The 13,767-nt window shown below is 48.3% G+C and carries 12 protein-coding genes and 1 pseudogene; 11 read left to right on the top strand and 2 right to left on the bottom strand.

What is annotated here, in order from left to right; all coding sequences use genetic code 11:
- The 6 genes and pseudogenes from traU to excA all read left to right on the top strand — a co-directional run.
- Positions 1-1,247 (top strand): annotated as a pseudogene (gene traU, locus HEN33_RS08930) (IncI1-type conjugal transfer protein TraU); the annotation flags it as partial.
- On the top strand, positions 1,247-1,861 hold the full coding sequence (gene traV / locus HEN33_RS08935; protein WP_000337394.1) for an IncI1-type conjugal transfer protein TraV: 615 nt from the start codon (positions 1,247-1,249) through the stop codon (positions 1,859-1,861). The pseudogene traU and the gene traV, both read left to right, overlap by 1 nt.
- A complete protein-coding gene (traW, locus tag HEN33_RS08940) occupies positions 1,828-3,030 on the top strand; it encodes an IncI1-type conjugal transfer protein TraW (RefSeq protein WP_001189158.1) in 1,203 nt (400 codons plus the stop codon). The genes traV and traW overlap by 34 nt, the downstream gene beginning before the upstream one ends.
- A 28-nt stretch (positions 3,031-3,058) precedes the next feature.
- Positions 3,059-3,643, top strand: coding sequence for a conjugal transfer protein TraX (gene traX / locus HEN33_RS08945; protein ID WP_001037998.1), 585 nt, complete (start codon positions 3,059-3,061; stop codon positions 3,641-3,643).
- A 96-nt stretch (positions 3,644-3,739) separates the two neighbouring features.
- Positions 3,740-5,908 carry a DotA/TraY family protein gene (locus HEN33_RS08950; RefSeq protein WP_000698368.1) on the top strand — a complete coding sequence of 723 codons (2,169 nt, stop codon included), beginning with the start codon at positions 3,740-3,742 and terminating at the stop codon, positions 5,906-5,908.
- Positions 5,909-5,978: 70 nt separating this feature from the next.
- Positions 5,979-6,641 (top strand): plasmid IncI1-type surface exclusion protein ExcA, encoded by a 663-nt coding sequence (excA, locus tag HEN33_RS08955; RefSeq protein WP_000644794.1) that lies wholly within the window; start codon positions 5,979-5,981, stop codon positions 6,639-6,641.
- A gap of 71 nt (positions 6,642-6,712) precedes the next feature.
- Here excA and HEN33_RS08960 read toward each other — a convergent pair whose 3' ends face one another.
- On the bottom strand, positions 6,713-6,922 hold the full coding sequence (locus tag HEN33_RS08960; RefSeq protein WP_000062603.1) for a HEAT repeat domain-containing protein: 210 nt from the start codon (positions 6,920-6,922) through the stop codon (positions 6,713-6,715).
- A 391-nt stretch (positions 6,923-7,313) separates the two neighbouring features.
- Here HEN33_RS08960 and HEN33_RS08965 point away from each other — a divergent pair, with 391 nt between their 5' ends.
- Together HEN33_RS08965 and HEN33_RS08970 are read left to right on the top strand one after the other, a co-directional pair.
- Complete coding sequence (locus HEN33_RS08965) at positions 7,314-7,490, top strand: hypothetical protein (RefSeq protein ID WP_001054900.1); 177 nt, start codon at positions 7,314-7,316, stop codon at positions 7,488-7,490.
- A 923-nt stretch (positions 7,491-8,413) separates the two neighbouring features.
- The gene (locus HEN33_RS08970; protein WP_001291965.1) at positions 8,414-8,665 is read left to right on the top strand and encodes a hypothetical protein; all 252 of its coding nucleotides are present in this window, start codon (positions 8,414-8,416) and stop codon (positions 8,663-8,665) included.
- A gap of 71 nt (positions 8,666-8,736) precedes the next feature.
- Here HEN33_RS08970 and HEN33_RS08975 read toward each other — a convergent pair whose 3' ends face one another.
- Entirely contained in the window at positions 8,737-8,889 is a 153-nt protein-coding gene (locus HEN33_RS08975; RefSeq protein ID WP_001303307.1) for a Hok/Gef family protein, read from the bottom strand.
- 291 nt (positions 8,890-9,180) lie between these two features.
- On the opposite strand from HEN33_RS08975, the gene trbA reads away from it, so the two are divergent.
- From trbA to trbC, 3 genes are read left to right on the top strand one after another with little or no spacing between them, the layout of a single operon-like run.
- On the top strand, positions 9,181-10,389 hold the full coding sequence (trbA, locus tag HEN33_RS08980) for an IncI1-type conjugal transfer protein TrbA (RefSeq protein WP_000121273.1): 1,209 nt from the start codon (positions 9,181-9,183) through the stop codon (positions 10,387-10,389).
- A gap of 18 nt (positions 10,390-10,407) precedes the next feature.
- Positions 10,408-11,478, top strand: a complete 1,071-nt coding sequence (gene trbB, locus HEN33_RS08985) for an IncI1-type conjugal transfer protein TrbB (protein WP_000151575.1) — start codon at positions 10,408-10,410, stop codon at positions 11,476-11,478.
- Positions 11,471-13,762: an F-type conjugative transfer protein TrbC gene (trbC, locus tag HEN33_RS08990; RefSeq protein WP_001289271.1), complete on the top strand. Its 2,292-nt coding sequence runs from the start codon at positions 11,471-11,473 to the stop codon at positions 13,760-13,762. Before trbB ends, trbC begins: the two co-directional genes overlap by 8 nt.
- Positions 13,763-13,767: the final 5 nt, after the last annotated feature.

Raw genomic sequence — 13,767 nt, forward strand, 5'->3', positions numbered from 1 at the left:
CTGGCAGCCTGAGTTCACAGATAAAACACTCTCCAGGAAAACCGGGGCGGTTCAACCAGCTTATCGAGCTGGCTTTTAAAGAGTACGGTGAAAATAATCCGCGACTTTATCGCGCTTCAACGGAAGAACTGGTGGATTCAGCACTGCAGGACTCGGGACTGTATGAAAAACATGATGCAGCCTGGTGGGCCAGATCAACCTGGTTCGAAGTCCGGGATATGCTCCACAATGCCGGGTATATCATGGCGGCTCAGCGGGCTCATTATCAGGCAATGCCCCAGCTTCCCGAAGTGTCCTCGATGCTGGGCCATACCAGTCTCAGGGATGTTTTCGGTACTGTTCAGCGTGATGGTTCAAACGAGCTTCTGCTGGACTACATCCGCCGCGCCCTGGAGCAGGGACATAACGACTACCCCATGATATCCGGGTATACCCGGTTTATGATCAACCCGGAAACCCGGGTCATCGCTGTCGATCTGAATAATGTTGCCGGTGACAAAACGCCTGCAGGCAGGCTTAAAACCGGCATCATGTACCTGCTTGCAGGTCAGATCGCCGGTGGTGACTTCACCCTGCCACAATACAGGGATGAAGTGTTAAAGCAGCTTCCACGGGAATACCATGAAATCGCTCTTAAACGTATTAACCAACTTGATCAGGAGGTTAAGACAAAAGTTTATGATGAACTGCATAACGCCCGGGGAATTGACTTCATCTGGGAAAATCTGGATACCCAGGAGCGCGAACAACGCAAGTTTGCTATCCGCACGGTTCTGAGTACGCAGTATCTGAGGGACTACCCGGAAAGCGTTCTTAAGTCAGCAAATACTCTCTGGTTAATACGCTACAAACCCGAAGATATCCCCGTACTGAGGGATAACTTCAACGTGCCTGAATTTATGCTGAAACGCTTCCTGAAAATGCCGGAAGGCCCGGCACCAGATGGTAGTGGTGTTCCTGTTCTGGGAGTATTCAGGGTAAAAAGTGGCACGCTTGCGAGAATACTCAAATTTACCGTCGGTCCACTGGAGCTATGGGCGCTGAACTCATCGCCAAAAGACAGTGCCCTGCGTAAAACGCTGACAAATAAGTTAGGTTCAGTTCGGGCACGTAAGATTCTGGCCGAAAACTTCCCCAGAGGTTCTGCAACGTCATTAATTGAGCACCGGGCGGGCCAACATAACAGTGACAATGTTATTGAAGATCTGGCCTCGGAGCTCATCCGAAAACAGGGATACAATCTCTGATGTGTACAATTCATATCACCCCACGCTGCCGGAGACCTGCCAGAGGGCAGGTATTTCTTAAAAAACTTGAGGTAAAAGGTGACAGTTTCTCATTCACTCTGCCGTCACGTCTCTTCAGGTTACATCCGGCCCCCAATCCCAGAGTGATATACGCCTCGGATGCCAGAACACAGGGAAAGGTTACAGGCATGCGGCTGTTGTTGCCGTCCAGCACAGATGAGCTGATAACAACGGCAATATGGCAGGTTTCTGTCCCGGATGAAGCACCATTCGACGTTCAGCATGTCATCCAGTGGATACTCCCTTCACCGCTGGCTTCGCTGATGTCCGATGATACCTGGTTATGGCCATCCGTTCCCGGAACGCCGGCACTGAGTGCCGGTGACTGGCCTGTCATGGATACTGACCCGTCCACCTTACGGCGCGTCAGACGTCGTTCTTTCAGCATCATCGATAACCGGAACAGGAAAGGTTATATCACCAGGCGATATCAGTGTTTTCCACTGGCCCCACTACCTGAAGACAGAAAATACGACAGCCTTCCTGACCTTGTGCTCCACCCCGAGCAGGAGACAATAAAATGCAAAGAAAAACATTACTCGCAGCCCTTATAGCCATCCTGAGTGGAACGGCATGCCAGGCTCATGCGTATTCAGTCACCGTCGTCGCCAGCCGCCCCGTTGAACAGCAGGTCGTCCCCAGAATGGAGGCCATCAAAGGTGTGCTGAGTGACATACTGAGTACCCAGACAGCCACGGGTACCGCTATCAATCAGAACTCTGAAAAGCTGGCAAGTGTCATTGCCCAGAACGGACAGGCGACACGTCAGCAGATGATTTTCAGTAATGAAACTCAGCGCCTCGAGGAGGCACGGAAAAGCTTCACCGTGCCAGACTCCATCTGCAGTGAATCCGCATCAGGGATTGCAACAGAAAGCAAAAGTGCCTCAGCATCCGCAGCCTCAAAACTCAGTAAAGGTGGCGGTGTGAGCAACCGTAACATCCGCGACCGTCTGGCCAGCGCAGCAAACTCTCCCGTGCGGGAAGCTTATGATGGCGCGGCCATACACGCCAGTTACTGTACAGAAGCAGAATATGCACGTTTTGGAGGAACCGCCGTTTGTCCTTCTGTGGGCGAAATACCAGGTGGAGACAGTCAGGTACGCTCGATTTATCACGGCGCAGGTACAGCGGACACACCTGCGGCACTGACATGGGATCAGAAGCAAATAGATGCAGCGACGGCTTACATGAAAAACACTTCCCGCCCCTCTGCCGGTCGTGCTCTGGGTAAAGGAGAAGTGAATACCCAGAGTGGGCGAACCTACGTCGGACTCCAGAACGAATACAACGGCATCATTGATTCTGCGTCGAATCCCCAACTGACGTTGATTGCTGACAGCACGCCTAATGAAAGCACACGTAAAGCACTGGCTGAAACACTGCAGTCAGACTCAGCGGCCGCTTACTTCGACCAGGTGGCTTCACCAGAAGCAAAAGCACGGGGATATATGAGTACCCGTGAGTTTGAAGCTTTTGAGGCTGGCCGGCGCTACGCCAACACAGCATACCTGGTGGATTTACAGGAAATGCAGGGGGATAACCTGCTCCGTGAACTGGTAAGAATCACTGCGCAAATGAACTGGCAGCTGAACGATCTGAAAGAACAGATCCGCCAGGGTAATGTTATCTCTGGCCAGCAACTGGCTCTGACTGCCCGCCAGTATTATGAAAAACAACTCGGTAGCCTTGAGAAAACAATCAATCAGGCAAACGCACGTTGAAAGCTGACGTCAGAACAGGACTGAAAAAATGAATAAGTTACCGGAAAATTCAGACCAGACGAAAAACGTCAAAAAATCACCATCCATAACCCGCATAGCCACCCGGAGGATTATTAACATTTTTGTTCCGCTGATGGAGACTCGCCTGATAACGAATTCTGTACAGCATATGCTAAAGCAACAAAAAAGCAGGCTGGAAAAATTCCGTCAGGTAAATAATAAAAAGGCGCAACTCTGCCTCTCGTGGGAAGAAGCTCTGCTGGCCAGCCATATGTCAGTAGACGATCTGGATCGCCGTTTCCGTCGGCGCAGAACAGCATGGCGGTTATGCTGCTGGAGTCTGCTGGCCATCGCTTTATTCCTCAGCGGTATGCTCTTTGCCGCCTCCTCATTACCTTTGATGACACTGGTACGCGCCATCAGCACTCTTATGTTGATACTGTCAGGCGTCGCTCTTTGTGCTTCCAGAGCTCTGATAGTTACATACCGCCTCTGGCAGTTGCATGAACGAAAAGTCAGCGAACCCGAGCAGGGGACTTTCCGTGATTTTCTGAACGACCGCAATGGCTGGCGCAATGCCACATTAATTGCCGTAACCAGTAAACAATACTGATCACGTCCAGATGCCAGTACCACTGGCATGTCGCCATCCCCCTTAATTAAATCCTGTGTGGCCTTTGCCCATACGCAATTCTATTCCGGAGTTACTGTGAAAATTTTACTTCGCGCACTCTGTGCAGGCCTTGCTATATCCTCACTGCCGGCAATGGCTTCAGTGACCTATCAGGATATTGTGTCTGCCGCCACCAATCCTGACGATCTGTCCCGCCAGGCGCTGGTCACGATATTCGGTGATGTGGTCACCAATCCACTGTCAACCAGCGACCCCACCCTGATCGGAAGCATGTTCTGGGTGTTCAACAATATCATTGCCGTACTTGCTATCGTCTGGTGTATCTTCATTAGTATCCGCCATGTTGTGCGTTCGGGGCATCAGGGACAGGTATTCAGCGTCGGGCGCGATATTGTCGGCATACTGAGTTTCGTCGCAGGTTTTCTGATGATCGTTCCTACCGGAAATGGCTGGAGTCTCGCTCAGCTCATTATGTTATGGGGCGCATCGATAATGGGGGTTGGGTCCGCCAATGTGATGGTGCAAGTTGCCGCTGATAATATCGCAAATGGTTATTCAATGACTGTACAGCCAGTTCAGGCATCCACACGAACAGCTGCGCGTGGCATTTTTGAAATGGAACTATGTAAGTATGCGGTTAACGCAGGACTAAATGATTTTAATCAGACCGCCAAATCCTCGACTTCACTGATGACAGAATCAGCTAAAACCGCCAGTGGTAATTACACTGTCACGGTATCCAATGGCAGCGGTATCTGTGGTACAGCCAGCCTGTCAGTAGAAGGAAACGGAACAACAGATCAGTCGACGATTGGAAAATTCTTTAATCCCTTCAGTAAAAACGAGTACAGCGGTGTTATCTCAGCACAACGTGCAGCCATGGATAATATGATTAGCGACATGGACAACGCTGCCAGTGAGTTTGTGACAACATTTCTGGAAAAAAGAAATTCTGGCAACGGAACACTGCCGGATATCGAGACACGAATTCAGAAAGCAGCCGACGAATACGAACGTGCTGTGCAAAAATCGCTACCCACTGATAACGGAGAGCAATCCAGAAAAGAGGCTCTTAAATCTTATCTCACAACCTACGGGTGGGTAACGCTTGGCGCATGGTATCAGACCTTTGCCACTGCTAACCAGCGTCTGGCAGAGCTGGCTGACAGAGCTCCAGCTGTAACTTCAATGTCATCACTGGGAGAAGTTGGTGATACTGACTTATTCAGTGCGGTCATGAGTGCCTATAGGACGCAACTGCAGAATTCCTCCTATACGCCACCGCTGGGCACAGTAGTATCATCCAGTGAACAACGCATGGCAAATGCACAAGATCCGAAATCTGCCTTGTCTGAAATTATGGGCCCCCTTGTTAGTCTCACTAACAGGATTGCAACGGAAACAAGTGGCACAGGCACAACCAGTGCTCAAATTAATCCTCTGATAAAAATGAAAAATATCGGAGATATAACAATGGTAAGTGCAGAAGGAATCTGGACTATATATACAACGGCCAGAGTTGTCGTTGCCGGTGGCAAAGATTCAATTCTTGTAAAATTCTTCAACTCACTAACAGGTGCCGCTTCGATGCTTACCGCGCTGTTTGAAGCACTTGCACCACCTGTTTATTTTCTTTTGTTCCTGATGTTCTGTGCTGGATTTTCCTTATCAATTTACCTGCCATTCATTCCGTTTATTTTCTGGATGACAGGCATCGGGAACTGGATAGTCAGCGTATTAATAGGATGTACCGCCGGGCCGCTGTGGGCTGCAACACATCTCGGGACATCAGAAGACAGAGGAAGTCGGGCAGCCTACGGTTATATATACTTAATTGATAGTATGATAAGGCCGCCCATCATGGTCTTTGGTTTTTTCTTTGCTTCTGTAGCCATCATCGCCGTAGGCACAATACTGAATGCATTATTTGGCGCTGCCCTGGTTAACGTACAGTTCAATTCGCTGACCGGTATTTTCAGTCTTGCTGGTTTCTTGCTGATATACGCCAGAATTTGTACAACCACTGTAGCTGCCATATTTGCCCTTCAGGCCTACCTACCTGATCATGTTATTAACTTCCTAGGGGGACGTGATGGAGCCAACACGCTTGGCAGCATGGCAAATTCTGTTAAAGAAATATTTATTGGAGGAAGTCGCAATATCCGACATACTCCTGGAATGAAAACAGATCGTCTTAAAGATAATACAAAAGGAAGTGACGACAAGGACGGAATAAAAGGATAATATCAATATAAATATTGCACAACCTCCCCATCGGCATTAAAATAATAGATAGTACGAGGGGAGGCATTATATGAAAGCTAAAAAAGAAACAACAGACAGATTTCCAACCTGGTGGCTATTTTATTATGTATTAAGAAAAGCTTATTTCTTTCTTGGAATACCTTTTTTTCTGTTCTGCGCATTAGGCTTTACCGAAATGCTATGTTCTGATCGTTATTTCGGAAATAAGGTCGAAGATTATGTTGTCACTTTCGGTAGTTGGTTCTTATTACTTGCGCCAGGCATATGGATGTACTCACGTGCAAAAACAAGGAGAGAAAAAATAAGAAAAGTTGTACAAACAATAAAAGAGTCAGGCTTCTACTCTCCAGAGAAGGGGTATGAGGGATTATCTTTAACCCAGGGAGCTTATTTCGGCATTGACCTTAAAAATGGCACAATGTTGTATGTCCGTATCTATCCAGGCAACATTATGGATGTTATCGGTTTTGACATTCATAATTTCACTCGTACTGTAACAGACGACAAAAAACTGGAAATTCATACGAAATACATCAATCTGCCAATGGTTCCTGTTCCATCATGGTGTGCTCATCCAGAAACAGCATCAAACACCATGCACGCAATGGCAAGTCGAGGATATGATTACCCTGTCGACTTTCCTCGCCTGATTCAGGAAAAGCGTAAGGAGTGGGAGCAGATTGCAGGCATGCCTGTAGCCGAAGTATTTTAAGATAAGCTCCCTCCATAACAGCCGGTTCAAATGAGCCGGCTTTTGTTCATTACAACAGATAACTTATGCCGTTACCGATAAATTCGACCAAGTGCTTTAATCGCAGCAATTTTTATTTCCATATCATCACTTTGACTCAATCTATGTAATTCACGAGTAATGTTCTCCGCCTGACACCGGCCTTCACCTAATGCATAGATCGCAGCAAGTGTAACGTCTTTTGATTTACTCTTCATCATTTCAAACAAGAAAGTATTAGCTATCGCAGGAGGCATGCTCATAATCAATCCTCTTCATGAAATAAACAATGGCACTCACTTACAAACAGGAGTCCACTATCGCAAGCGACTCAACTTAGCAATATCTCTCAATTTGAATGAAAAAACCAGATGGCATGTGACAGGGAACCGTCCGCATGATGTCCGTGACCATTTAACCCCATAAGCTAACCTTGTCACAAACGGGCGCAGAACAGCCTGCCAGACAGACAACAAAACAAAAGTCCAAGATAAAACATGAATACCGGTATCTCAATGCGAAGAAATAATCTCCGTAGAACCCCCCATGAGAAAAATATCATATGGGAGAAAATCGCAATTATCACAGCCAGCGCATTCATTATTTTCGCTGTGCTCTGGCATTAATTATTTTCAACACAAAAAGGAAAAAACAATGAATCTGGTAGACGCCTTTGTCAAAAAAGTAATATCCGGGCCATATGAAGAATATGGAAAATGGTGGATAGATGTTGAATACATTTCATGGGGTGTTCCCGGGAAAACAAGACTGATGTTTGAGTCAAAGGAGCAGGCACTGGAAGTTAAAGAAGGGTACAAATTTTTAACGTGAGATCTCTTTTTTGATTAGCAGGATTTTTGACATAGTGTGGGACAAAGCATAGAATTGATTATGTTAGATACAGACTGTCTTTTCCCGCCCAGAGCAACCAACTCTGTAGCGGAACAGTAAAAAAGCCGACCTCACCAGTCGGTTTTTTTACATCTGTTGTTTCTGCAAATCCGCCCCACCATGCCTGTTATACCGGGAAGACTCATGTTCTGGTTACCGTCATCACGACAGAAGTGTCGCCAGACAGTGCTAACCTGCGGATTACAAGGGTGGTTGTTATCAAATGAACAGAACACTATTATAAGAACGTTAGCTGAAAAGAGATTTCCTCCAGTCAGGGCCACCAACTCTGTAACGGAACAGTAAGAAAACCGACCTCATCAGTCGGTTTTTTTACATTTATTACTTCTGAGTAACGACAAGCTGTACGTAGCAAGCTCCCTCTGGCGTGGAGGACGTCAGCGGGCTACTATAATGTTGTCTAGGCATTACAGTAGAGCCCTTGGTTGATTGATAGAACAATCTCCCGGGGCTTTCACAAACGCTTTCAGCTTACAGCCTCAAGCTCCCCACCGCGATTTTGACGACTTTCGTATTTTGCAACAATATCAGGTGGTCAGCCTTTCCCGTAAACTTATGGCATGTTGCATTAATCAGGTAGAACAAATTATCATTTTTAGCGTCAGTTATAGACAGCTCTTTTCTGGTCAGAGTCATCAACTTTGTAGCGTAACAGTAAAAAAGCCGGCCTCACCAGTCGGTTTTTTTACGTCTTTTGTATCTGCAAAATCCGCCCCGCCATGCCCGTCACACCGGGGAAACTCATGCTCTGAACCTGAACCAGCCATCTCAACTTTGCCGTCTTCTGAAAAAACTGGCACATTCAGTTCGATAACTACCCATAAATACAGAAAGAAAATCCGATGTCAGAAAAGTGGAGTAAAGAATTCGACTCTTGCTTTCAGGTGGGGAGCATAGAAGAAATTGCCGATGCTCTCGAGAAACGCAGCGGAAGCGAGGAAAACGCGTTAGCCATGCTGGCAATGACAGCCTTCACACTCATGACCCGACGTGGTATCTGCGAAATGCAGAACGTGGCCCCCGATGGCAAAGGCATTCGGCTGGAGCTAATCGGCTTCAGGGGAAATGAAACAATACCGGATACGCTTCATTGAAGAAGAAAGGGCGCAATGAGGTCAGCCTTCGCAACAAAGCGGCGGCAGAAAACCTGCCGCCGTGTTGCCCGTTAACGTTTAACTTCGTAGGCTAACGTTGCCACAAGCACTGTGTTTCCCTGCTGGAGCCGGAGTACGCAAAGCGAATCCCTCACCATCCAGACAAAACACAGAATCGTCACACAGATGACGATTAACATCATTAAAAACGTTCGCTGTGGCATCATAGCCCCTCCATTGCCTTACGGCGGTTATCGGGCTACTATAATGTTGTCGAAGCATTACAGTAGAGCCCTTGGTTGATTGATAAAAAAATCTCCAGGGGCTTTCTGCTGTATACCGTCCACAAAACGCTTTCGGCATACAGCCTCAAGCGCCCGCAGCTATTCTAACGACTTTCGTATCTGCAACAATCCTTTTATCACACGGCTAATTCCTCTGGTTAGCTCTTATCGCCTGCAAATAAATTTTTAACCTTTCCGTTTGATTTAAATTCCAGAAATGGAGACTTTGTCATGTCTTACAATCGACAGCCTGTCGCAGAAGATCCTATGCAGATATGGGGCGCTGTTGGTGTCCTTCTTATCCTGCTGCTATTCGTTATATGGTTATTCTTGCCGGAAGTGGTTTACGCCAGCTGCCTGATTCTTCATACCTTATGGGGACTGGTTGACTGGGGACCATTTCATAACTATGCAGCACCACGATACAACCTGCTTGCCATGACCGGTAACAACGCCGCCAACATAAGCTATAGCCAGTGGGTTAACGTCATGGAGCAGACCATAGGTATTCTGTGGATGTACCTCTTACCTGTGACACTCTGGTGTTTGTGGGAGTGGTATCAACATCCGGGACAAAGTCGTTTCACCCGCAGACCAGTAGATATTACCCGCCTGCCACACATCTTTGCTTCGTTGTCCCCTGCTATCGCCCCTGTACTGGCAGATGGTGATCCGGAAAAACTCTTTCATGGTGGCAAACGACCTGAACGGCGGGTTGCTCTCACCCCGGAAGCATTTGTCGAGCAGCATACTCTCATCACCAATATGCAGCTCGATGTTGCAGCTGCAAGACGATGTTTCATGGCCCAGTTAGGTAAACCTTTAACGTCCTGGAAAGACATGGCACCACATGAAAAAGCGCTCTTTGCCATATTTGGTCTTCAGTATTTCCTGGATGATCGTAAGGCAGCATTAAAGCTCATGGATACACTGAACCTCTCATGCAGAATTAAAAGCAAACGGGACAGTGGGAAATTCTGTACCCCTGTTTATTCACTGGCCAAATCAGCTTTCCAGAGAGTGATTAAAAGCAACGGAGCACAGCAATGGCTGAAACAACATCGCTACGTCCGCAGTGGGCTGGTCTGGCTGTATGCACATGACCTGCGGCTTACGCCCCCCAACTGGATTTGGCTGAAAGGCGTGGACAGGACGCTGTTTTATGCATTACACCGCGCCAATACCACGAAAGGATTTATTGAAGGCGCTGGCGTGGTGGCCGTTGCACGTGCAGAGGCCGAAGCCATGCGTTTTGGCCTCCCCTGCCCTGAACCCTGTGTTGATGAAGCGGTGGAAGGCTTACGGCGGGATATGCTCAGTCTCGGTCTTATCTGGGATGAACCACAACCAGATCGCGACCGGAAACGCCGCATCCTGACCAACTGGTCCCTCACCGACGACATCCTGCCCCGCACACCTGCTACAGACAACGAATTCTGATTATCCGGAGAACTGAAAATGACAATCGAGTACTTTGCAACACGTATTGCAAAACATATTTCCGTGCAGGCAATCTGGCCGGATGGCAGGACAGAAATTATTGCCGTCCTTCCACGGGATGCCCTGTCAGGGCTGGTAACACGAAATAATCAACTGATTCATATAGCCTTTGACGCCATGGGCACCCGTAACAAAGAAACCGTCCTGATTGATAAACAGGAGCATAACGCTGACCAGATACTTACAGCTATTGATTCCTGCCTGCGCCTTGAATATCTGATGGAACGCCGCTTCAGCAGAACACCTTTGTTCCGTGGCATAATCGCCAGCGTTGTGCTGTTCGTAATGGCAACGATTGGCTTCTCTCTGTTCCGCTATGTTGATCGTGTATTCTGGGATGATACAACGCCTGAAGCAGTACAGACAGCAGGTGAGCCACGACTGCTTCCCCCTCACCTGAATCACACTGTGCCATTAAATGAAGGCATTCAACTCCCGGTTCCCCCGAAAAAAGACGTCCAGGTACCGGAGAAAACAATCACAAGCAAAAATCCGGAAGCCGCAGCTGCGCGACATAATCTGGCTACTGTTCTGAAGCGGAACGCCGATCGGGGCATGTTTACCATCAACCTGTCATCCGGTCATGAACGAACCCTGTTCGCATTTCTCGATCCTGCCTGTCCTAACTGCAGACTTCTGGAGCCGGCCTTAAAACGCCTGGCCAGCGACTTCAATGTCGTTATCTACCCGGTTTCAGTTATTGGTGGAGAGGAATCCACCGACCGTGTGGCACCACTGCTGTGTGAAAAAGATGCTCAGAAACGTGCTGCCGGCTGGCACCGACTGTATTCCGCAGATAACGGAATGATGACGCCATCAGAAGAAACAACGCCTGCAGATGAAACATGCCTGAAAGCAGCCAGAGCTGCGATTGATGTTAACAATGTCGCCTTCCGTAAGTTCGGATTTGCCGGTACCCCATGGGTGCTGTCCGACACGGGCTGGCATCTGCCTACTGGAATTCTGCAGGAAACTGGCACGCTTAATTTATTCCTGAAAACCACCGACAGCGAGTCTGACCATGAGTGAACATCGCGTTAACCCCGAGCTTTTACACCGTACAGCCTGGGGAAATCCTGTCTGGAATGCACTCCAGAGTCTCAATATCTATGGCTTTTGCCTGGTGGCAAGTCTTGTGGCCAGTTTTATCTGGCCACTTGCATTACCGGCATGTCTGTTGTTCACACTGATAACGATGCTGGTATTTAGTCTGCAGCGATGGCGCTGCCCTCTTCGTATGCCCATGACGCTGGAATGTGCTGACCCGTCACAGGACAGAATGATTAAAAGAAGCCTTTTCAGCTTCTGGCCAACTCTGTTTCAGTATGAGGTCATCCTGGAGTCACCGGCCAGCGGCATATTTTATGTTGGTTATCAACGCGTCAGGGATATAGGTCGGGAGTTGTGGCTGAGTATGGACGATCTGACCCGCCATATAATGTTTTTCGCCACCACCGGTGGTGGTAAAACGGAAACCATCTTTGCCTGGGCGATTAACCCGCTTTGCTGGGCAAGAGGATTCACCCTTGTCGATGGCAAGGCACAGAATGATACGGCAAGAACGATCTGGTATCTGGCCAGACGCTTTGGCCGTGAAGACGATGTGGAAGTCATCAACTTCATGAACGGAGGAAAATCCCGCAGTGAAATCATTCTGAGTGGTGAAAAAACACGACCTCAGTCAAATACCTGGAATCCCTTCTGTTACAGCACTGAGGCATTCACAGCGGAGACAATGCAGTCAATGTTGCCCCAGAACGTCCAGGGGGGCGAGTGGCAGTCCCGGGCCATTGCCATGAACAAGGCACTGGTATTTGGTACTAAATTCTGGTGTGTGCGCGAAGGCAAAACAATGTCGCTGCAGATGCTCCGTGAACATATGACTCTCGAAGGGATGGCCAAACTTTACTGTCGTGGCCTCGATGATCAGTGGCCGGAAGAAGCTATCGCACCGTTACGTAACTACCTTCAGGACGTTCCCGGTTTCGACCTGTCGCTGGTCAGGACACCATCAGCCTGGACGGAAGAACCCAGAAAACAACATGCTTATCTCTCCGGGCAGTTTTCTGAAACTTTCAGCACATTCACGGAAGCATTCGGGGATATTTTTGCTGAAGATTCCGGTGATATCGATATCCGTGACAGCATTCACAGCGACAGGATTCTGATGGTAATGATCCCCGCTCTGGATACATCAGCGCATACAACGTCTGCTCTGGGACGAATGTTTATCACCCAGAAAAGTATGATTCTCGCCCGTGATTTGGGCTACCGCCTCGAAGGAACTGATTCCGATGCACTGGAAGTCAAAAAATATAAGGGGCGTTTCCCTTATCTGTGTTTCCTTGATGAAGTGGGGGCATACTATACAGACCGTATTGCTGTGGAAGCCACTCAGGTGCGTTCACTGGATTTTGCTCTGATTTTGATGGCACAGGACCAGGAACGTATAGAAGGACAGACAACAGCCACGAATACTGCAACACTGATGCAGAACACGGGGACAAAATTTGCCGGCAGGATTGTCAGCGAGGGCAGTACGGCCAGAACGCTGAAAAGCGCCGCCGGTGAAGAAGCCAGGGCGAGGATGAACAACCTGCAGCGTCAGGACGGCATATTTGGTGAATCATGGATTGACAGCCCACAAATCAGCATCCTGATGGAAAGTAAGATAGATGTTCAGGAGTTGATTGAACTTCATCCTGGCGAGTTCTTTTCTATTTTCCGGGGAGAAACCGTACCATCAGCATCATTCTTCATCCCTGACAATGAGAAAAGCTGCAGTAGCGATCCCGTTGTTATAAACAGGTATATCAGCGTGGATGCACCTCGCCTAGACCGTCTCCGCCGTCTGGTTCCCCGTACAGCTCAACGTCGAATACCGTCACCGGAAAATGTCAGTGCCATCATTGGCGTCCTGACTGCAAAACCCTCCAGAAAAAGACGAAAAATTCGCACAGAGCCGCACACGATCGTGGATACATTCCAGCAACGCATTGCAGGACGTCAGGCGGCTATGGCAATGCTGGAAGAGTACGACACAGATATCAACGCACGTGAAAGTGCCTTGTGGGAAACAGCGGTAAATACGCTTAAAACGACCACACGGGAAGAGCGACGAATTCGCTATATCACGCTGAACAGACCAGAACTACCTGAAACAAAAGAGGAAAATCAGATATCAGTGAGAGCAGAACGAGCAGGTATAAACCTGTTAACGCTTCCACAGGACAATAACCACCTGACAGGGCGTCCTGTAAACGGGTTTCATCATAAAAAAACCAACCGTCCGGACTGGGACGGAATGTACTGAACAGT

The organism is Escherichia sp. 94.0001, from assembly GCF_013369155.2.
GTDB lineage: Bacteria > Pseudomonadota > Gammaproteobacteria > Enterobacterales > Enterobacteriaceae > Escherichia > Escherichia coli_F.